Source organism: Arthrobacter sp. Soil_N43 (assembly GCF_057655195.1).
In genome coordinates, this window is the sequence record NZ_JBDGML010000077.1 from 1 (window position 1) to 18,340 (window position 18,340).

17 protein-coding genes are annotated in these 18,340 nt (G+C 67.9%); 7 read left to right on the forward strand and 10 right to left on the reverse strand.

What is annotated here, in order from left to right:
• Window positions 1-59: 59 nt before the first annotated feature.
• The 6 genes from AC3A3W_RS08705 to AC3A3W_RS08730 all read right to left on the reverse strand — a co-directional run bounded on the left by AC3A3W_RS08705 (window position 60) and on the right by AC3A3W_RS08730 (window position 6,466).
• Window positions 60-1,223 carry a cysteine desulfurase family protein gene (locus AC3A3W_RS08705; protein WP_487441967.1) on the reverse strand — a complete coding sequence of 388 codons (1,164 nt, stop codon included), beginning with the start codon at window positions 1,221-1,223 and terminating at the stop codon, window positions 60-62.
• A gap of 7 nt (window positions 1,224-1,230) precedes the next feature.
• A complete protein-coding gene (nadC, locus tag AC3A3W_RS08710) occupies window positions 1,231-2,103 on the reverse strand; it encodes a carboxylating nicotinate-nucleotide diphosphorylase (protein ID WP_487441969.1) in 873 nt (290 codons plus the stop codon).
• Complete coding sequence (gene nadB, locus AC3A3W_RS08715; protein WP_487441971.1) at window positions 2,096-3,808, reverse strand: L-aspartate oxidase; 1,713 nt, start codon at window positions 3,806-3,808, stop codon at window positions 2,096-2,098. Before nadB ends, nadC begins: the two co-directional genes overlap by 8 nt.
• A 19-nt stretch (window positions 3,809-3,827) precedes the next feature.
• Window positions 3,828-5,138: a quinolinate synthase NadA gene (nadA, locus tag AC3A3W_RS08720; RefSeq protein WP_487441973.1), complete on the reverse strand. Its 1,311-nt coding sequence runs from the start codon at window positions 5,136-5,138 to the stop codon at window positions 3,828-3,830.
• Window positions 5,135-5,845, reverse strand: coding sequence for an NUDIX hydrolase (locus tag AC3A3W_RS08725; protein WP_205653673.1), 711 nt, complete (start codon window positions 5,843-5,845; stop codon window positions 5,135-5,137). Before AC3A3W_RS08725 ends, nadA begins: the two co-directional genes overlap by 4 nt.
• 141 nt (window positions 5,846-5,986) lie before the next feature.
• Complete coding sequence (locus tag AC3A3W_RS08730; protein WP_487441975.1) at window positions 5,987-6,466, reverse strand: Lrp/AsnC family transcriptional regulator; 480 nt, start codon at window positions 6,464-6,466, stop codon at window positions 5,987-5,989.
• 177 nt (window positions 6,467-6,643) lie between these two features.
• Between AC3A3W_RS08730 and AC3A3W_RS08735 the strand changes: the two genes are divergently transcribed.
• The 6 genes from AC3A3W_RS08735 (at window position 6,644) to AC3A3W_RS08760 (ending at window position 12,348) form a co-directional block, all read left to right on the forward strand.
• A complete protein-coding gene (locus AC3A3W_RS08735) occupies window positions 6,644-8,092 on the forward strand; it encodes an amino acid permease (protein WP_487441977.1) in 1,449 nt (482 codons plus the stop codon).
• 133 nt (window positions 8,093-8,225) lie between these two features.
• On the forward strand, window positions 8,226-9,263 hold the full coding sequence (locus AC3A3W_RS08740) for a thiamine pyrophosphate-dependent dehydrogenase E1 component subunit alpha (RefSeq protein WP_487441979.1): 1,038 nt from the start codon (window positions 8,226-8,228) through the stop codon (window positions 9,261-9,263).
• 100 nt (window positions 9,264-9,363) lie between these two features.
• Window positions 9,364-10,344, forward strand: a complete 981-nt coding sequence (locus tag AC3A3W_RS08745; protein WP_487442005.1) for an alpha-ketoacid dehydrogenase subunit beta — start codon at window positions 9,364-9,366, stop codon at window positions 10,342-10,344.
• Window positions 10,337-10,666: a biotin/lipoyl-containing protein gene (locus AC3A3W_RS08750; protein ID WP_056426240.1), complete on the forward strand. Its 330-nt coding sequence runs from the start codon at window positions 10,337-10,339 to the stop codon at window positions 10,664-10,666. Before AC3A3W_RS08745 ends, AC3A3W_RS08750 begins: the two co-directional genes overlap by 8 nt.
• A 4-nt stretch (window positions 10,667-10,670) precedes the next feature.
• On the forward strand, window positions 10,671-11,498 hold the full coding sequence (locus AC3A3W_RS08755) for an alpha/beta fold hydrolase (RefSeq protein ID WP_487441981.1): 828 nt from the start codon (window positions 10,671-10,673) through the stop codon (window positions 11,496-11,498).
• Between the two features lie 97 nt (window positions 11,499-11,595).
• The gene (locus AC3A3W_RS08760) at window positions 11,596-12,348 is read left to right on the forward strand and encodes a phosphoribosyltransferase (RefSeq protein ID WP_487442007.1); all 753 of its coding nucleotides are present in this window, start codon (window positions 11,596-11,598) and stop codon (window positions 12,346-12,348) included.
• 93 nt (window positions 12,349-12,441) lie between these two features.
• Here AC3A3W_RS08760 and AC3A3W_RS08765 read toward each other — a convergent pair whose 3' ends face one another.
• From AC3A3W_RS08765 to AC3A3W_RS08775, 3 genes are all read right to left on the reverse strand, one after another.
• Window positions 12,442-13,773 carry an MFS transporter gene (locus tag AC3A3W_RS08765; RefSeq protein WP_487441983.1) on the reverse strand — a complete coding sequence of 444 codons (1,332 nt, stop codon included), beginning with the start codon at window positions 13,771-13,773 and terminating at the stop codon, window positions 12,442-12,444.
• 160 nt (window positions 13,774-13,933) lie between these two features.
• Window positions 13,934-15,388 (reverse strand): 4-hydroxyphenylacetate 3-monooxygenase, oxygenase component, encoded by a 1,455-nt coding sequence (gene hpaB / locus AC3A3W_RS08770; RefSeq protein WP_487441985.1) that lies wholly within the window; start codon window positions 15,386-15,388, stop codon window positions 13,934-13,936.
• 53 nt (window positions 15,389-15,441) lie between these two features.
• The gene (locus AC3A3W_RS08775; RefSeq protein WP_487441987.1) at window positions 15,442-15,972 is read right to left on the reverse strand and encodes a flavin reductase family protein; all 531 of its coding nucleotides are present in this window, start codon (window positions 15,970-15,972) and stop codon (window positions 15,442-15,444) included.
• Window positions 15,973-16,165: 193 nt separating this feature from the next.
• On the opposite strand from AC3A3W_RS08775, the gene AC3A3W_RS08780 reads away from it, so the two are divergent.
• Entirely contained in the window at window positions 16,166-16,900 is a 735-nt protein-coding gene (locus AC3A3W_RS08780) for an IclR family transcriptional regulator (protein WP_487441989.1), read from the forward strand.
• Here AC3A3W_RS08780 and AC3A3W_RS08785 read toward each other — a convergent pair.
• Window positions 16,860-18,320: an MFS transporter gene (locus AC3A3W_RS08785; RefSeq protein WP_487441991.1), complete on the reverse strand. Its 1,461-nt coding sequence runs from the start codon at window positions 18,318-18,320 to the stop codon at window positions 16,860-16,862. The two genes, AC3A3W_RS08780 and AC3A3W_RS08785, sit on opposite strands and share 41 nt — an antisense overlap.
• Between the last annotated feature and the right edge of the window lie 20 nt (window positions 18,321-18,340).

Below are 18,340 nucleotides of genomic sequence, written 5' to 3' on the forward strand. Positions count from 1 at the left end.
CACCAACCCGGTCAGGATGGCCGCACCGCTGGATTAGTCCGCCTGTGGCGCGTGGGCTGCTACCGGCCTGGGACGCCGAGGGTGCGGACGCTTCCGACGGCGGCCCGCACCGCCACGGCCGCTGCGTCAAGGTCCGCTTCGGTCACCGAGGAATCAAAGCTGAACCTGACGGCGGTCTGGGCAACTTCGGCCTCTATGCCCAGTGCGAGCAGCACCGGAGACGGCGCGTCGGATCCCGCGGCGCAGGCCGAGCCACTGGAGCAGACCACGCCCTGGCGTTCGAGCTCGAGCAGCACCGACTCGCCGCTGGTGCCCGGAAAGCAGAAGGACGCGATAGACGGCAGCCGGTCCACCGGATGTCCTGTCAGCACCGCCCCGGCGACGCCGTCCAGCACGGCGGCGATGAATCCGTCCCGCAGGCGGGTCACGGGTTCAGCCAGTTGTGTTTGACCAGCGTGGGCCAGGGCCAGCGCGGTGGCCAGGCCCACGGCTCCCGCAACGTTCTCCGTGCCGGACCGGCGTCCGCGTTCCTGTCCGCCGCCGTGCAGCAGCGGCTCCATGCGGGTGCGGCCCCGCACGAACAGCACACCGCAGCCCTTCGGCGCCCCGAGTTTGTGCCCCGAGATGCTCAGGGCGTCCACGCCCAGCACCTTCACGTCCACGGGCAACCAGCCGGCCGCCTGCACGGCATCGGTATGGAACGGCACGCCGAGTTCCCGGGCCAGCGCCGCCAGCTCGGCTATGGGCTGGACCGTGCCCACCTCGTTGTTGGCGTACATGATGCTGACCAGCGCCGTTTCCGGCCCCAGTACGGCGGACAGTGCTTCGGCGGTCACCCGCCCGGTGCTGTCCACCGGCACCACGTCGACGCTGAAGCCGTGGAACCGCTCGAGGTAGCGGGCCGATTCCTCCACGGCAGGATGCTCGACGGCGCTGATCACCACCCGGTTCAGGGACGGGTCCGCGGCCTGCCGTGCCAGCGCTATGCCCTTCACGGCGAGGTTGTCGGCTTCGGTTCCGCCCGACGTGAACGTCACCTCGCCCGGGCGGCAGCCCAGCACGTTCGCCACCGTCTTGCGGGCATCGGCGAGCGCCGTGGCCGCTGCTCCGCCCAGCGAGTGGTGGCTGGACGGGTTGCCGAACTCGCCGGTGAGCAAGGGCCACATGGCCTCCAGCACTTCGCGCCGGACGGGCGTGGTGGCGGCTGCGTCGAGGAAGATCATGGCCTGCTCAGCTGACCGTCAGCTCGACGTCCAGGCCGAGGTCCAGGGACGTGACGGTGTGGGTCAGGGCGCCGATGGAGATGACGTCCACGCCCGCCGCCGCGATGTCGGCGACGGTCCCCAGGTTGACGTTGCCGCTGGCTTCGACCACCGCCCGGCCGCCCACCTGCCGCACTCCGGCCTGCAGCTCCTCCAGGGAAAAGTTGTCCAGCATGATGGTGTCCACACCCGCGGCCAGCACCGGTTCGATCTGGTCTGCGCTGTCCACCTCCACCTCGAAATGCGTGGTGTGCCCGAGCTGTGCCTTGGCCGCAGCCAGAAGGGTGGTGAGTTTTGCCGGGTCGCCGCCGGTCATCACGGCGAGGTGGTTGTCCTTGGCGAGCACGGCGTCGGACAGGCTGTAGCGGTGGTTTGCGCCGCCCCCGCAGCGCACCGCGTACCGCTCCAGGACGCGCAGGCCGGGCGTGGTCTTGCGCGTGTCCGTGATGCGGGCCTTGGTCCCGTCCACGAGCCGGACGAACTCGGCGGTGCGGGTGGCGATGGCGCTCATGCGCTGCGCCAGGTTCAGTCCGACGCGTTCGGCAAGCAGCACACTGCGCGCCCGACCGCTGACCCGCGCGAGGCGGGTCCCGGCGTCGAACGCTTCACCGTCCGCCACCAGCAGTTCCACCTCGGTGTCGGGGTCGACGAGCAGCATGGCGTCCCGGAAGACGGTGCCGCCGCTGAAGACCCCGGGCACACGGGCGTTCAGCACCGCGGTGGCGCGCGCCTCTGCCGGGATCAGCAGCTGTGAGGTGATGTCGCCGCTGGGGGCATCCTCGGCGAACGCCCGTTCCAGGATGTCCCGGACGGGTGCTGCAGGGAGGGTCAGGCTAGTCATGGACGAGGCTCGCTTTCCGGGTCATTCTGAATGGTTCGTATGTGGTGTCGGCCATGACCGGTTCAGGCGAGCCGTCGTCGCGGTAGTGCGCCCCCAGCGATGCGCGGCGCTCGCGGGCGGCCCGGACCAGGAGCTGGGCGGCCACCAGCAGGTTGGCATCCTCATGCTCCCGCGGGTCCTCCACCTCGGGCACGTTTTCGGGACGGACGACGGCGGCCCACGCCGACAGCGCGGCCGCCGCCTCGCGCAATAACTCGCCACTGCGAAGCACTCCAGCCTTGGCAGTCATCAACCGCCGTAGGGCAGCGCGGGAGAACGGTCCGGGATTGGCAGATCCGCGGCTGGATTCGACGAACGGCAATCCTCCGCGTGCTGTCTCGGCCGCAAGCGGCCTCCCCTTGACGCACGCTTCCGGATCACCGCCCGCCGAATCCGACGTATCGCACAGAAATGCCTCGACAGCGCGCCGGCCGAACACCAATCCTTCGAGGAGCGAGTTGCTGGCCAGCCGGTTGGCGCCCTGGACGCCGGTGCACGCGACTTCTCCGGCGGCGAAGAGCCCGGGAACGGTGGTGCAGCCGTGCAGGTCGGTGGAGACGCCGCCCATCCAGTAGTGGGCGGCGGGTGCGACGGGGACGAGTCCCGTGGTCCAGTCGATGCCGGCCTCGAGGGTGCGGCGGGTGATCGTCGGGAACCGCTTTGCCAGGAAGCCTGCTCCCCGGGCGTCCTCGATGACGCGGGCGTCGAGGTAGACGTGGCCGTTGGGGTCGCCCAGTGCCGCGAGGTGGAGGGCGATGCAGCGGGAAACGACATCCCGCGGCGCGAGTTCGGCGTCCGCGTGGTAGTCGGGCATGAAGCGGTGGCCGCGGGCGTCGAGGAGGATGGCGCCCTCGCCCCGGACCGCTTCGGAGATCAGCAGCGGGTCCCGGTTGCCCTCGGACTCCGCCGCCTCGGGCGTGCGGACCATGCAGGTGGGATGGAACTGGAAGAACTCCAGGTCCGCCAGGGCGGCTCCGGCCCTCCAGGCGAGGGCCAGGCCATCAGCGGTGGCAACGGAGGGGTTGGTGGTCTGGGCGAACAGCTGCCCGGCGCCTCCGGTGGCCAGCAGCACCGCGTCCGCGCGCATGCTTTTCAGCTGGCCGTCGTGCAGATACTCCACGCCCGTCACGCGCCGGCCGGACTGGATGAGCGCCGTGGTGCGGGCATGGCCCAGCAGCTCGATTTTTCCCGAGGCCTGGGCGGCCAGCACCGCACAAATCAGTGCGTTGGCTATGCCCGCCCCGGTGGCGTCGCCCCCGGCGTGCAGGATGCGCGGCGCAGAGTGGGCGGCCTCAAGACCCAAGGCGGGATCGCCGTCGTCGTCCATGTCAAAGCGCACGCCGAAGCGTTCCAGCCCGGCGATGTCCCGGCGCGCCTCGGTGCAGAGCACCCGGACGGCGTCCGGGTTGCAGTGCCCGGCGCCGGCCTTGAGCGTGTCCGCAATGTGCGCCGCCACGGTGTCGCCCGGCGCCGGCTCGTCCAGGACGGCCGAAATGCCGCCCTGGGCGTAGTACGTGTTGCTGTCCGCGAGCGCGGCTTTGGTCAGCAGCACGACGTCGGCCCCCGCGTCGGCGGCGAGCAAGGCGGCGTACAGGCCGGCGATGCCGCTGCCGACGACGATGAGCCGCCGGCGGCCTGACGCCGCGGTTCCGCTGGGCATAGTCATCCGTGCCTCGCTTTGGGGATTATTGGGGTTTGGCGGCCAGCATGCGCTCGAGCGCGGTCCTGGCGTTTTCCTGTACGGCGTCATCCACGGTGATGCGGTTGACCACACGGCCTGCAACGAGTTCCTCCAGCACCCAGGCCAGGTAGCCGGGGTGGATCCGGTACATGGTGGAGCAGGGGCAGATCACGGGGTCGAGGCAGAAGATGGTGTGCTGCGGGTACTGGGCCGCGAGCCGGTTCACCATGTTGATCTCGGTGCCGATCGCGAACACTGTCGGTTCCTCGGCTGCCGCGATGGCCTTCTGGATGAAGTCCGTGGATCCGGCAGAATCGGCTGCATCCACCACCTCCATGGGGCACTCGGGGTGGACAATCACGTTGACGCCCGGGAAGTCGGCGCGGGCCTTCTCGATCTGCGCCACAGTGAAGCGCTTGTGCACCGAGCAGAACCCGTGCCAGAGGATCACTCGGGAGTCCAGCAGTGCCTGCTCGTCGTTGCCGCCGAGCTCCTTGCGCGGGTTCCACATGGGCATCTGCTCCAGCGGCACGCCCAGCGCCTTGGCGGTGTTGCGGCCCAGGTGCTGGTCCGGGAAGAAGAGCACGCGCTGGCCGCGCTCGAAGGCCCACTCCAGGACTGTTTTGGCGTTGGAGGAGGTGCAGACGATGCCGCCATGCTTGCCGCAGAAGGCCTTCAGCGCGGCGGACGAGTTCATGTAGGTGACGGGGATGACCGGAACACGGCCCTCGGCGTCGGGCTCGGTGCCGAAGATCTCCTCCAGCTGCTCCCAGCACTCCTCCACGGAATCGGCGTCGGCCATGTCCGCCATGGAGCAGCCGGCGGCAAGGTTGGGCAGGATGACGGCCTGGTCCGGCTTCGACAGGGTATCGGCGGTCTCCGCCATGAAGTGCACGCCGCAAAAGACGATGGCCTCGGCGTCGGGCCTGGTGAGGGCCGCGTTGGCCAGCTGGAAGGAGTCGCCCACGAAGTCGGCGTACTGCACCACTTCGTCGCGCTGGTAGAAGTGCCCCAGGATCACGGCGCGGTCGCCGAGGGTGGCCTTGGCTGCGCGGATCCGGGCGGCGAGCTCGGCGTCGGAAGCGAGCTTGTATTCCTCGGGGAGCTGGCCCTGCCGCGGCGTTGACGGCGGCGCCACGTCGGCGCTGGAGGCTCCCGGACCGTAGGCAGGGGTGCCGGCCAGGGCTTCGGCGAGGTCGTAGTCCCAGGGGCCCTTGGCGAGTGCCGGGCTGCACGTGCTGCCCGCGGCCGCAGCGGCGCCCTTCTCGGCCTGTTCACGCGTGATCAGCTGGATGGCTGTGTTGACGCTGCTCATGGGGTGCTCCTGTTATCTGGGTCAAGGCCGGGGCGGCCGGTAAATCGGTAGAGGCGTGGCGGGCGGTGTTTGCCGCCCTGGAGGTATTCACCGGTTTCTTCAATTTCCGGCGTGGCCTTGATGTGGCGGCGGAAGTTGGCCGGGTCCAGGTGGGTGTCCAGGACGGCTTCGTAGACCTCCCGGACCTGGGCGAGGGTGAAGTACTCACCCAGGAAGTGGTACGCGATCGAGCCGTAGGCCAACTTGTTCCGCAGCCGCCAGAGCGCGTAGTCAACAATTGCGTTGTGGTCGAAGGCCAGATCGCCCAGCTTGTCGGCGCGGAACCACCTGACGTTCTCGGATTCATCGGCGAGCGCGGCTTCGGTGGGCTGGACCAGGGCCCAGTAGACGATGGACACCACGCGCTGGGTCGGCGAGCGGTGCAGTCCGCCGAACGCGTACAGCTGCTCAAGGTAACTGGGCGCCAGGCCCGTGGTTTCGCGGAGGTTGCGTGAGGCGGCGTCCGGCAGTGACTCCGAGTGCGTGAGCGGGCCGCCGGGAAGGGCCCAGAGGCCCTTGAAGGGTTCGCGGATGCGGCGCACCAGCGGGAGCCAGAGAGTGGGACGTCCGGAGGCTTCGCTGGGGCGGAGCGCGAAGATCACCGTGGAGATGGCCAACGACGGCGGCGCGGTCTGGCGCTCGGCGACATTCGCTGAGGTGGTGTACACGGTTTTTCACCCGCTTCGCTGCGTCCTGCGGGGTCCTGCTGACCGCCGCGCTAGTTATAGTCACAATGACTAAAACTGATTCTACGGCTGAACGGGCGCCAGACAAAATGTTTCTTGCGGCCGCCGGCGGACGCGCGGCGCCTACCTGGGCGTGTTGGCAGCCTCGGCTTCCAGCAGGGGCAGTGTCCTGCCTTGGAAATGGGTGTTGAGCACGATCACGGAGGACGAGCGCAGCACAGTCTTCGTGGCAATCATGGCGTCGAGCACGCGCTGCAGGTCCGGGTTGGAGCGGGCGGCGATGCGGGCCATCAGGTCTGAACTTCCGGACACCGTATGGATCTCGATCAGCTCTGGAATTTCGGCGAGCGCCTCGACCACGGCGTCGTGCCCCAGGTCCTGGTTGATGGTCAGCGAGCAGAAGGCAACCACCGGAAACCCGAAATGGGAGGGGTCCGGATGCGGCACCCAAGATCCGATCACGCCGCCTTCGGTCATGCGGTCCAGCCGCGACTGCACGGTGGCGCGGGCGACCTTGAGCACCCGGGAGGCTTCGAGCACAGAGGACCGCGGCGCATCGGTAAAGAATCGGACAATTTTGGCGTCCAGCCCGTCGACCATCATCAGACTTCCCAACCTTCGCGGTACCGGCAAGGCAAAATGGCGCTGGTCCGGCACGTGCCCTGCACAATTTGCATCCATGGTCTCACACGCTGATGCCGTGGTGGCCGCCACAAGGCGGTAAATTCAAAAGGTCCCAAAAGGGCCCCCCTTCCACCGACCCCAAGAAGGTACGCAGGCATGACAATGAAGTCCACGGCGGAGCGTCCGGCAGTAGAACTCGGCCACAGCATGAAACCCCGCCAGCTGACGATGATGGGGCTGGGCAGCGCAATAGGCGCCGGCCTCTTCCTCGGGTCAGGGGCCGGAATCCAGGCCGCCGGGCCGGCGGTGCTGCTCTCCTACCTGGTCGCCGGCACGCTGATCATCCTGGTCATGTGGGCGCTGGGCGAAATGGCCTCAGCCAACCCCAACAGCGGGGCGTTCTCCGTCTATGCCGAGAAGGCCATGGGCAAGACCGCCGGGGCCACCGTGGGCTGGCTCTGGTGGCTGCAGCTCGTGGTGGTCATCGCCGCGGAAGCCCTCGGCGCGGCCGGGCTGTTGTTCTCGGTCTGGCCTGTCGTTCCCGTCTGGGCCCTGGCGCTCACCTTCATGGTGGTGTTCACGGCCATCAACCTGGCCGGGGTAAAGAACTTCGGCGAGTTCGAGTTCTGGTTCGCCATCCTCAAGGTCGCCGCGATCGTGCTGTTCCTGGCCATTGGCGCCGCACTGCTCCTGGGAATCCTGCCGGACGTCGCCTCCCCCGGCCTGGCCAACGTCACGACCGATTTCGCGCCGGCCGGACTCGGCGGCATTGCGACGGCCCTGTTCGTGGTGATCTTCGCCTTCGGCGGAACGGAAATTGTCAGCGTCGCCGCGGCGGAGACGGAAGACCCCGAGCGCAGCGTGGCCCGGGCCATCCGGACCGTCGTCTGGCGCATCCTGATCTTCTACATCGGATCGGTATTCGTCATTGCGGCCGTCCTCCCGGCCACCTCCGAGGCCCTCGCCTCGCCGTTCGCCGGAGTCCTGGACGCGGCCCGCATTCCCGGCGCCGGTACAGCCATCACGCTGGTCGCCGTCGTCGCCCTTCTTTCCGCACTCAATGCCAACCTCTACGGCGCCTCCCGGATGGTGTACTCGCTGTCCCAGCGCCGCGAGGCACCCCGTTTCCTGTCCAGCCTCAGCAGCGCCAAGGTGCCGGTGCTTGCCGTCGGCGTCTCCGTGGCTTTCGGATTCATTGCCACTGTCCTCGAACTGCTGTTCCCCGAACGGATCCTGCCCGCACTGTTCCAGCTGGTCGGCTCGACCTGCCTGGTGGTCTGGGGCTCGGCCCTGGTCTCCCAGCTGATCCTGCGCCGGCGGGCCGACCGCGACGGCACTCCCCTGCCCCTGCGCATGAAGGGCTTCCCGGCCCTCACGGTGTTCGGGCTGGCGCTGCTTGGGCTGGTGTTCGCCGTGGGCTTCAGCGCGGAGAGCAGCCGGATCCAGCTGGTCAGCACCATTCTGCTGATCGCCGGCATCGCGGCGGCCTGCCGCTTCGGGGCCGGGTTTGCCGCCAGGTCCGCAGCAACGTCCGCTGCCGATCCGGAGCCGGACGCGGCTAATGAGGGATCACGCGGTTCCTCGGCTGCCCACGCGCCCGAGTAGCCGGCAAGAGGACGCCGGCCGTACTGCACAATTTGTGCAGTACGGCCGGCGTTTTGCTGCGCAGTCCTGACAGTCTGGTCGTCCTGCAGAGTGCTGATTGCCGGCCACCGGGACGGTGACTAGGGTCACAGCTATGGACACGTTGCCCCTTCCGGATGACGGCACCGCCGCCGCCCCGCCCACCCCCGACGAGCTGCGCGAGCTGTACTCGCTCATGGCCGCGGTCCGGCACCTCGATGCCTCGGCCGTCGCCTGGCAGCGCCAGGGGGTCATCCCCGGCTACGCTCCCGAGCTGGGCCAGGAAGCTGCCCAGGTAGGCAGCGGGTACGCCGTTGACACCTCGCGGGACTTCGTCTTTCCCACATATCGCGAGATGGGCGTGGCCCGTGCCATGGGCGTGGACATGGTGGAGTACATGTCCACCCACAAGGCCACCTGGCATGGCGGACTGTACGATCCCAAGAAATCACGCCTCGCCCCGATCCAGGCCGTCGTGGCCGGCTCCGTGCTGCACGCGGTGGGCTGGGCCCACGGCCAGACCCTGGACGGCAGCGACGCCGTGGCGCTGACGTACCTGGGTGACGGCGCATCGTCGCAGGGCGACGTCCACGAGGCGATGAACTTCGCGGCGGTCATGAAGGCCCCCGTGGTGTTCTTCGTCCAGAACAACGGCTGGGCCATCTCCGTACCCACCGAGCGCCAGGTGGCGGGCGGCTCGGTTGCCGCCCGTGGCGCCGGCTACGGCATTCCGGCCCTGCAGGTGGACGGCAACGACGTCCTCGCCGTCCTGGAAGCAACCCGGCGCGCCTTCGCCCACTGCCGGTCCGGGAACGGACCGGTGATCATCGAGGCCATGACCTACCGCCGCGGCCCGCACTCCACATCAGACGATCCGGGACGCTACCGCTCACTGGACGAGGAACGCGACGGCGCCGGCAAGGACCCGCTGCGCCGGCTCCGTCAGCAACTGCTGAGCGACGGCCTCGCGGACGAAGCATTTTTCGCGCGGGCGGACGCCTCCGCCGCCGCCGAGGCGGAAAGAGTCCGCAAAGGACTCGAAGCGCTCGGTCCGCGGCCGGGCAGCGAGATGTTTGACCTCGTATTCCAGGAAACAACGCCGGCACTGCAGGCCCAGTCCGCCACGTGGCGCGAGGAGTCAGAACATGTCTAGGAGCGCAGGAACCATGACGGGATTTCGACAGGCTCAATCACCGGACGGGCAATTGCCGGATCCGGCGGCGCCGGCAGACGGCCACACGGTCACACTCTCCATGCAGCAGGCGCTGAACCGCGCCCTCGACGAGGTCCTGACGGAGAACCCCCGGGCCTTGATTTTCGGCGAGGACTGCGGCCGGCTCGGCGGCGTGTTCCGCATCACCGACGGGCTGCAGGCGAAACACGGCGCAACCCGTGTCTTCGACACCCCGCTCGCGGAGTCCGGCATCCTCGGCATGTCCGCCGGCCTCGCCATCGCCGGCTTCCACCCCATCCCGGAGGTCCAGTTCGACGGCTTCGCCTACCCCGCCGTCAACCAGATCGTCTGCCAGATCGCCCGGATGAACTACCGCAGCCGCGGCGCCTTGCCGATGCCCATCACGCTGCGCGTGCCCAGCTTTGGCGGCATCCGCGCCCCCGAACACCACGGAGAAAGCCTCGAGGCGCTCTTCGCCCACGTGCCGGGCCTGAAGGTGGTCTCGCCGTCGAACCCGCACGAGGCCTACCACCTGCTCAAGTACGCGGCCACCCGGCCCGACCCGGTGATCTTCATGGAACCGAAGTCGCGTTACTGGCAGAAGGGCGAGGTGGACCTGCGTACCGCCGACACCCCCGACGGCGGTCCGCCCACCGGCGCGAAGGTCATGCGGCAAGGGCGCCACATCACACTCGTGGCCTGGGGCGCGATGGTGGCCCGCTGCCTGCAGGTGGCGGACCTCGCCGCCGAAGACGGCATCGACGTCGAGGTCCTGGACCTGCGCTGGCTCAAGCCGATCGACGCCGAGGCGCTGGTGGGGTCCGTGCGCAAGACGCGGCGCGCCGTCGTCGTCCATGAGGCGCCGCTGACCTCAGGGCTGGGCGCTGAGGTGGCCCAGCTGATCACGCAGGGCTGCTTCGACACGCTCAAGGCTCCCGTAGAGCGGGTGACGGGATTCGACGTTCCGTATCCGTCCGGGGATCTGGAGGACGAGTACATTCCCAACATTGACCGGATTCTGTTCGGCATCCAGCGAGTATTGGAGTACCGACGTGGCTGAAATTTCGTTCCCGCTTCCGGACCTCGGCGAAGGCCTCATCGAGGCGACCGTCCTGGAATGGCTCGTCGCGCCCGGCGACCAGGTGGAGCGCAACCAGCCTCTCGTCGAGGTGGAAACCACAAAATCCGCTGTTGAATTGCCCAGCCCGCAGGCGGGTAAGGTGGTGCGTATCCACGGCGGGCCCGGCGACAAGATCAATGTCGGCGAGCCCCTGATTGTGTTTGAGGTGCCGGACAACACCGCCGGCATTGTGGGCACGGTCCCGAAGGAAGAGGCACCGAAGCGCCGGGTCCGCCTGAGCGCCGTACTTGATGAGGACTGACATGATGAGCGGCAGACACACCGGCGAACAGCACCTGCACACGGTGGAGGGCACCGATCCCCAGCTGTATGTCGCCGTTCATGAGCCCAAGACGGACGCCGGGCTCCGGCCCGTCCTGCTGATCCACGGGTTCTCTTCCTCCAGCAAGCTCAACTGGGAAGACACCGGCTGGCTCGCGGTCCTCCTGGAGGCGGGCCGGCGGGTCATCACGGTGGACCTTCCCGGCCACGGCCGCAGCGGCGCTCCCGAAGACATGGACTCCTATTCGCCGAGCCGGATCCGTGCGGACCTCCTGCAGATAGCGTTCGACGCCGGCGCCCGGCCCGTGGAGGCCGGTGACCCTTCCAGCGGGCTGGACGTAATCGGCTACTCGCTCGGTTCCCGGATCGCCTGGGAGTTCGGCGCCACCCAACCGGAGCTCGTGCACCGGCTGGTCCTGGGCGGGCCGAACATGGCTGATCCGCTCGCCGAGTTCGACCTGGTCGCCGCCCAGCATTACCTGGCCGACGGCACGCCGATCGAGGACGAGTCCACCGCCGGGCTCCTCAAAATGGCCCAGGCACTGCCGAGCAACAACATCTTCGCCCTGCTGTCCCTGGTGGAGGCCATCAAGACCGAGCCCTATGACCCCGCGGAGGCGGTGCCGCACATGCCCATGCTGCTGGTGGCCGGTGAAAACGACGAGCGCGCAGCCTCCATGCCGCAGCTCGCGGAACTGGCCGCCAAAGCCGGTTCCATGGCCGAACAGCTCGTGCTGCCCGGCCGGACCCACACGAACGCCGTGACCAGCCGCGCGTTCAAACAGGCTGCCGTCAGCTTCCTGGGCAGCTAGCCCGAGGTACTGGAACGTCCCTGGAAGGCAGCGGCCCCTGGGCAGGGCGACGGCGGTAGGCTGGATTTGACTGGTGGAGAAACCGGAAGAGGATCCCATGGGCATGGTTTTTGAGGACCGGGAGGATGCCGGCAGGCGCCTTGCCGCGGCCCTTCCACAATTCCGCGGACAGCCGGACACCGTGTTGCTCGGACTCGCGCGCGGCGGCATCCCCGTGGCGGCCGCCGCAGCCGCGGCCCTCCACCTGCCCTACGGCGCCCTCCTGGTCCGCAAGCTCGGCATCCCCGGCCATGAGGAGACGGCCTTCGGCGCCCTGGCATACGCGCGTGCGATAGCAGCCTGGGGCGCCGCGGAAACCGAAGACGGCGGGAGCGAGGCGCGGCCGGCAGGCCCGGCGGAAGGACATGGCTCCGAGGGCACTGAGACCGGCAGGATTGTCCGGCTGCTGAACCGACCGCTCGTGGAGCGCATCCTGGAGACCGGCGGCAAGCAGGAATGGCTGGACCTGGTGGAACACCGCGAGCGGAACGAACTGATGCGCCGCGCCGCCTCCTACCCCGGCGCGCACCTGCCGCTGGGCGGCAAGACGGTGGTGCTGGTCGACGACGGCCTCGCCACCGGGGCCACCATGCGGGCCGCAGTCGAGGCAGCACGCGCAGCAGGAGCCGCGCGGGTGGTGGCCGCGGCGCCCGTAGGGTCGATCGAGGCGGAAAGATCACTCTCACGGGTCTGCGATGTGCTCTGCCTCCACCTGCCGGGCAAGTTCCGGGCGGTGGGAAGTTTCTACCGAAGCTTCGAGCAGCTGACCGACGACGACGCCATAGCCCTGCTGCACGGCGCGAACGCCTGACCTGGCCGGAAACGGCGGCGGGCCCGGACCTCCGGCCCGGGCCCGCCGTCACGCGAACTTACTAACGAGTATGCCTGTACGGCTGCACGGCCATCAGTGCCGGCTGACGCCCAGCAGGCGGCCCTTGGTCTCCTTGGCCAGCAGTACACCGACGGCGGAGATCACGCACAGGACCATGATGTAAATGCCGATGGAACCTGTCCACTTGGTGCTCTGGAGCAGGGACTCCGCAATCGTGGCAGCGAACGCGCCGCCGAGGATGGCCCCGAACGCGTAGCCGATCGAGATCCCGGAATACCGCACGTTCGCGGGGAACATCTCTGCGTACATGGCGGACATGGGGCCGTAGGAAAGGCCCAGACCGATGGTCAGGACAAACAGCGCCACCCCGTAAAGCCAGATGTTCCTGGTGTCGATGAGCGCAAACATCGGGATCATCCAGACGAAGATGATGGCGTAGCCCGTCAGGAAGGTCTTGACGCGGCCGATGCGGTCCGACAGCCAGCCGCCCGCCAGCGTGAAGATCAGCCAGCCAAATGAGGCAAGGGTGGTGGCGAGCAGGACCTGGGGCGCGGGCATTTGCAGGGACCGGGTGGCGTAGGAGATGAAGAAGGCGATCAGCAGGTAGCCTGCCGCGTTGTTGGCGATAAAGATCAGGGTCGAGTAGAGGACCGGCTTCTTGTGATTGCGGATGAGCTCGCCCAGCGGGGCCTTGCTCTCGGCCTTGCGGGCGGCCATCTCCCGGAAGACGGGGCTCTCGGCCACGGCCCGCCGGATCAGGTATCCGACGACGATCAGCACGATGGACAGCAGGAACGGAACGCGCCAGCCCCAGGCAGCAAAGTCCTCCTTGGACATGCTGCTGTTGAGGAAGAACAGGAGGCCTGTGGCGAGGATCATGCCGATGGGGACGCCGATCTGGGGATATGCGCCGAAGATTCCACGCTTGCTCATCGGTGCGTGCTCCACGGCCATCAGGGCAGCACCGCCCCACTCGCCGCCGGCTGAGAAGCCCTGGACGATCCGGAGCGTGATCAGCAGGACGGGAGCCCAGAAGCCGATCTGGCTGTACGTCGGCAGAATGCCGATCAGGGATGTCGCAGCCCCCATCATCAGGAGTGTGAACACCAGCATCGCCTTGCGTCCCAGCCGGTCCCCGAGGTGGCCGGCGATGACGGCGCCAAGCGGACGGAAGAGGAAGCTGATGCCGATGAGGGCGAAGGAGAGGATCTGCGCCAGGCCCGGATTGGACTGCTGCAGCGGGGTGAGGAAGAGCGGCGAAAGCAGTGTGCCTGTGAGCTGGGCAAAGATGAAGAAGTCGTACCACTCAATGGTGGTGCCGACCAGCGTCCCCGCGAGGACCTTGCGTTCCTCGTGCTTACTGCTGGGGCCGGTCTCGGAATCAACGGAAGAAGCTGCAGTCATTGGAACTCCGTGGCTGGGGCAGGGCTACTGCCGGGGTTGGGGCGCCGAACGATTTACTGATCGAACGGTCAGTTGGTTAGAGGATACTATGAATGTGTGACAATGCACACTTAAATCTTCAAGCCCGCCCTCATTCGGTCATGCGGTTCAGTCCCGCGGTTCAGTCCTGCCGGTTCAGGAATTCCCGAAGCCTGGCCCTGACCGGTTCGCGGTCATAGGTATTGACGAGGGCGCCGGCCATCCGGACGGGGTCACCGAAGAAGAAGTACTCATAGAGGGACTGGCGGCCCGAGAAGCCGGAGATGGAGGCATCGAAGGCCAGCTTGAACAGTCGCACCCGCTCTGGCCCGGTGAGCGTCTTCCCCTGCAGGTAGAGGTCGATGTCCGCCCTCGCCTCGCTGTTGACATCCGCTTCACCGGGGAGCGCCATGAGTCCCGAGGCCGAGAACTTACGGATGATCTGCGGGAAGCGCTGGGCGATCTTCGGGTACCAGTTGCGCGCAGCGTTGAGCGTGCTCCATTTGGGCAGCATGACACCGGCGTCATTCAGCTCGGCGTCGGCTTCCGAGGCACGCACCAGGGCCTTGCCGATCTCGACGTCGATGATCAGTTCGGCGATGTCCTCCTGGATGTGCTGGAAGCCGTCGATCCCGATGGAATCCGCCAGCTCGGACGCGAGCCCCAGGAAGAACTCGCTCTTGGCAACCGTACGGGTCACCACCTGGTGCGTCATGAGTGCGCCAGCACCGGTCTCGGCGTAGAACGAGTTGCACAACTGGGGGTTCCCCAGCATGAAGATGCGTTCGCCCGGGACGAAGACGTCGTCGAAAATGGCCACCGCATCCATTTCCTCGTAGCGGGAGGCCAGCGGCTCGTCGTGGGTGCTGCCGCCGTTGTAGAGCGACGTGCGGCACAGGTACCGCAGTCCCGGCGCGTCGTTGGGAATGGCGAAGGCGAAGGAATAGGGTGCGTCTTCGGGCGTGCCGCGCAGCACCGTGGACGGGAAGACGAGCAGTTCGTCCGCAATGGGCGCGATAGTGGCCAGCATGCGGGCGCCGCGGATGACAATGCCGTCTTTGCGCTCCTCCACGATGTGGGCGGTCAGCTGGCCGCCGAGCTGTTCGGAGCCGGACACTGACCGGTTGACCTGCGGCGGGATGAGAGTGTGGGTTGCCAGCGAGTCGTTCTCGCGCGCCCACTCATAGTAGTTGCGGATGTTCTCGGCAAACTTGGGGTCAGCCTGGGAGAACCATTCCCCGGCCGCGGCCAGCGCCGTCAGCGCGGAGTTCATGTAGTCTCCGGTGCGCCCCAGGAAACCGTTGGACGCTTCCGCCCAGGTGGAAATCCCGCGGCGCCGGTGGCGCAGGTCTTCCACGGTCCGGGGAACGAGGAAGGAGGCGTTGACGAGGTCCCCGGTGGTTGGCGACGCGTAGGTCAGCGCTTCTTGGTGTTGCGGATCGTGCTGCATGTCGAACAGCTTCGCGTAGGACCTCGCCACATTGCGGAACGCAGGATGCTCCACAACCTTCTCCCTGACCACTTCACCGTCGATCACGACGTGCGGTGTCATGCCGTTGAGTTTGTCGAGGTACTGCTGGCCGGTGCGGATTCCCATTGTTCTGTCTCCAGTCGTCGTTGAACTGCAGGTGGTTCGGGCGGGGCTGTGCGTCAGAGGAGATCTTCCATACCCAACTGGCTTTCCGGGATGGTGGTGAACGCGCTGTTGGCGAAGGCCAGCGCGTCCCCGTTGCGGTAGTTGAAGTCCACTACCTCGCCGAGGTAGAGGGTGTGATCGCCGCCGTCGTACGCCGCCCAGGGCTTGCACTCAAACCAGGCGAGGACATTGGACAGGCGCGGCGCCGTCGCGCTCTCCACCCACAGCGGCTCGGGACCCGGGCGGCCGGCGAAGTGCATGGCCAGCTGGCGCTGCTCCGCCCCCAGAATGTTGACGGTGAACGGCCGGCCGGCCAGCTCGTCGTGCGCCTTGGTGGCACGGGCGATGCTGACGAGCACCAGCGGCGGCTCCATGGACACCGACGTGAACGAGTTCACGGTGATGCCGTGGCGCTTGGTGACCCCGTCGAACGTGACGATCGCGACGCCGGTGGCGAACCTTCCGAGGCTGCCGCGGAAATGATGGGCACGCGGAACCGATGTGCGCCCGGGGACTTCCGGGGCCGCGTCCGGCTTCGCGATCATCGTCGGCTCCTTAGGTGCCGAGGAGTGAGTCCGGTGAATGACGGCCGCTGGCACACCGAGGATGGTGGTGCAGCCAGACGGCGTATTCTATAGTTGAACTCAAAATTCCTATATGGAACGCTAGCTGAACGTGACGCCCAACACAACCCCCCGGGAACAAACCGCCCCGTTCTCCCCGCCTAGGATGGACAGCATGAATCCAATCGCCAGTGCCGGCGCACCGGCTGCGCAAGCCCAGGCCTCCCCCTCGCAGACGCTATCCAGGGGTATCCGGGCCTTGGAAATCATGGCCGAAGCCGAGAATCCGCTGACGATCGCCGAACTCGCGGATGCCATGGGCGTCCACCGGTCGGTCGCGTACCGGATCCTGCGGACGCTCGAGGACCACTCGCTGCTGGTGCGTGACGACGCCGGCAGGGTGCAGCCGGGTCCCGGACTTGCTGTCCTGGCGAGGGGGGTCTCCCGCAACCTCCAGACGGCAGCCCTCCCTGAACTCACCCAGCTTGCCAATTCCCTCAACATGACAGCGTTTATTGCTGTCTGGGACCACCAGGACTGCGTCACGCTCGTCACGGTGGAGCCCCGGCATTCGGCCGCCACGGTGGTCCAGCACCCCGGTTCCCGCCACCCCATCAGCAGCGGAGCCCCCGGCATCGCCATCCAGTCGGCGCTGCCGGAAGACGACTGGAACCGGCTGGCCCCCGGCGTGCCGTACCGAGCAGAAGCCGCGGAGGCGCGCAGACGGGGATACGCCGCGAGCCACGATGAGGTCATTGCCGGTGTTTCCTCACTGGCCGCCCCTGTTCGGGTGCCGGGCGGACGGCCGGCGGCGGTCGCCGTCGTCTATATCCGCTCGTCCCAGGACACCGCCGACGTCGCCGCGGCACTCACCGCGAGCGCCGCTCGGATTGAAGCGCAGCTCGCCTGAGCCTGCCGCTCCGGCGGACGACGACGGCGGCCACCACGCCAAGCACGAACAGCAGAACCGCAGCCACCACCGGAACCATGAAAGCCGCGGTGTAGCCCCGGTCCTGTGCCAGCTGGCCGGCGGTCCATGAACCCAAGGCCGTGCCGGCCACTATGCCGCTGGCCAGCGCCGTCATCACCGTTCCGAGCCGTTCGGCAGGCGCCGCGATTCCGCCGATCGCAAAGACCGTCACCATGACCGGCCCGACCGGGAGGCCGAGGACCAGCAGCACCAGGACCATGCCCCACGCCGAGTCGGGCAGAAGCAGCAGCGCGGACAGTCCGGCCATGGCTGCTCCACAGACCAGCCAGCGGGCCGAGAGGGTGAACCCGGCCGGCCAGTACGCGACAGTGATCGCCGCCGCCGCCGAGCTCAGCCCCATCACCGAGTAGAGGAGGCCTGCGGCCTCGGCCGTCGCGAAGGCGTCGGAGAAGGAACTCAGGGCCGCTTGGGTGGAGCCGAAGAAGGTGCCCATGCAGGTCATCGCCAGCACCGGAACCGCGACGGCGGCGATGTTTGTCCACCGGCCGCGGCGGGCCGTTCCTGCCGCAGCGGCATCGCGTTTCACGGCCTTGGAGGATTTGCGGGGCTTGGCTGAGCTGCGGGGAACAGCCAGATGCGTACGGTGCATTGCGAAGGCCGGCACGAGCGTGATGGTCAGCGCCGCCGCAAGGGCCAGCGGCAGCCAAGGCGCCACCAAGCTTGCGAGCATCCCCACGAGGGCAGGTCCAAGGACAAATGTCAGTTCATCTGCCGTGCCTTCATACGCCAGGGCCGTGTCCAAATCGGCGCCGCTGCCTGTGCGGCTTCCGCCTGCCGTGAGGGCCATCCACCTCACCCGCGCCAGGGGACCCACCTGTGGACAACTGAAACCGGCAAGCAAAGCGGCCGCGAGGACCGGCCCTGCTACGGCGAATAGTCCGGTACCCCCGCCGTCAGAACCGAAACTGCCGGCAGCGGAGCTGCCGCCACCGGAACTGTCCGTGCCGGGAATCCCGTGGGCCAGGGCAATCAGCGCGAGGACGGCCAGTGCATTCAGGACGGCTGCAACCAGCAGCACTGCCCGCTGGCCCCGGCGGTCCGCGAGGGCGCCCAGAACCGGCGCACCAACGGCCGAGCCGATCCCCACCGCCCCGGCCGCTGCTCCGCCGACGGCATACGAGCCGCTCACGGACGTGACCAGGGTCAGCGTTCCGACGGTCAGCATGGCAAGCGGGAGACGCGCGAACAGGCCGAGCGGAATGAAGCCCTTACCGGCCAGCTGCGCCAGCCGGGCGAATCTGCCGCCGGAACGGGCAGGGCCGGCAGGTACGGGGTCAGCAGGTGCGGCGTCAGCCTGGGTGTGCTGGGAGGGGCGCTTGGGCGCCGTGGAAGTAGTCATGTTTCCGGGCTCGTTCAGTC

Excerpts from the sequence above, each read along its gene's own strand:
- AC3A3W_RS08705 (WP_487441967.1), bottom strand. The coding sequence starts at position 1,223 with ATGATCTTCCTCGACGCAGCCGCCACCACGCCCGTCCGGCGCGAAGTG.
- nadC (WP_487441969.1), bottom strand. The coding sequence starts at position 2,103 with ATGACTAGCCTGACCCTCCCTGCAGCACCCGTCCGGGACATCCTGGAA.
- nadB (WP_487441971.1), bottom strand. The coding sequence starts at position 3,808 with ATGACTATGCCCAGCGGAACCGCGGCGTCAGGCCGCCGGCGGCTCATC.
- nadA (WP_487441973.1), bottom strand. The coding sequence starts at position 5,138 with ATGAGCAGCGTCAACACAGCCATCCAGCTGATCACGCGTGAACAGGCC.
- AC3A3W_RS08730 (WP_487441975.1), bottom strand. The coding sequence starts at position 6,466 with ATGATGGTCGACGGGCTGGACGCCAAAATTGTCCGATTCTTTACCGAT.
- AC3A3W_RS08735 (WP_487441977.1), top strand. The coding sequence starts at position 6,644 with ATGACAATGAAGTCCACGGCGGAGCGTCCGGCAGTAGAACTCGGCCAC.
- AC3A3W_RS08740 (WP_487441979.1), top strand. The coding sequence starts at position 8,226 with ATGGACACGTTGCCCCTTCCGGATGACGGCACCGCCGCCGCCCCGCCC.
- AC3A3W_RS08745 (WP_487442005.1), top strand. The coding sequence starts at position 9,364 with ATGCAGCAGGCGCTGAACCGCGCCCTCGACGAGGTCCTGACGGAGAAC.
- AC3A3W_RS08755 (WP_487441981.1), top strand. The coding sequence starts at position 10,671 with ATGAGCGGCAGACACACCGGCGAACAGCACCTGCACACGGTGGAGGGC.
- AC3A3W_RS08760 (WP_487442007.1), top strand. The coding sequence starts at position 11,596 with ATGGGCATGGTTTTTGAGGACCGGGAGGATGCCGGCAGGCGCCTTGCC.
- AC3A3W_RS08765 (WP_487441983.1), bottom strand. The coding sequence starts at position 13,773 with ATGACTGCAGCTTCTTCCGTTGATTCCGAGACCGGCCCCAGCAGTAAG.
- hpaB (WP_487441985.1), bottom strand. The coding sequence starts at position 15,388 with ATGGGAATCCGCACCGGCCAGCAGTACCTCGACAAACTCAACGGCATG.
- AC3A3W_RS08775 (WP_487441987.1), bottom strand. The coding sequence starts at position 15,972 with ATGATCGCGAAGCCGGACGCGGCCCCGGAAGTCCCCGGGCGCACATCG.
- AC3A3W_RS08780 (WP_487441989.1), top strand. The coding sequence starts at position 16,166 with ATGAATCCAATCGCCAGTGCCGGCGCACCGGCTGCGCAAGCCCAGGCC.
- AC3A3W_RS08785 (WP_487441991.1), bottom strand. The coding sequence starts at position 18,320 with ATGACTACTTCCACGGCGCCCAAGCGCCCCTCCCAGCACACCCAGGCT.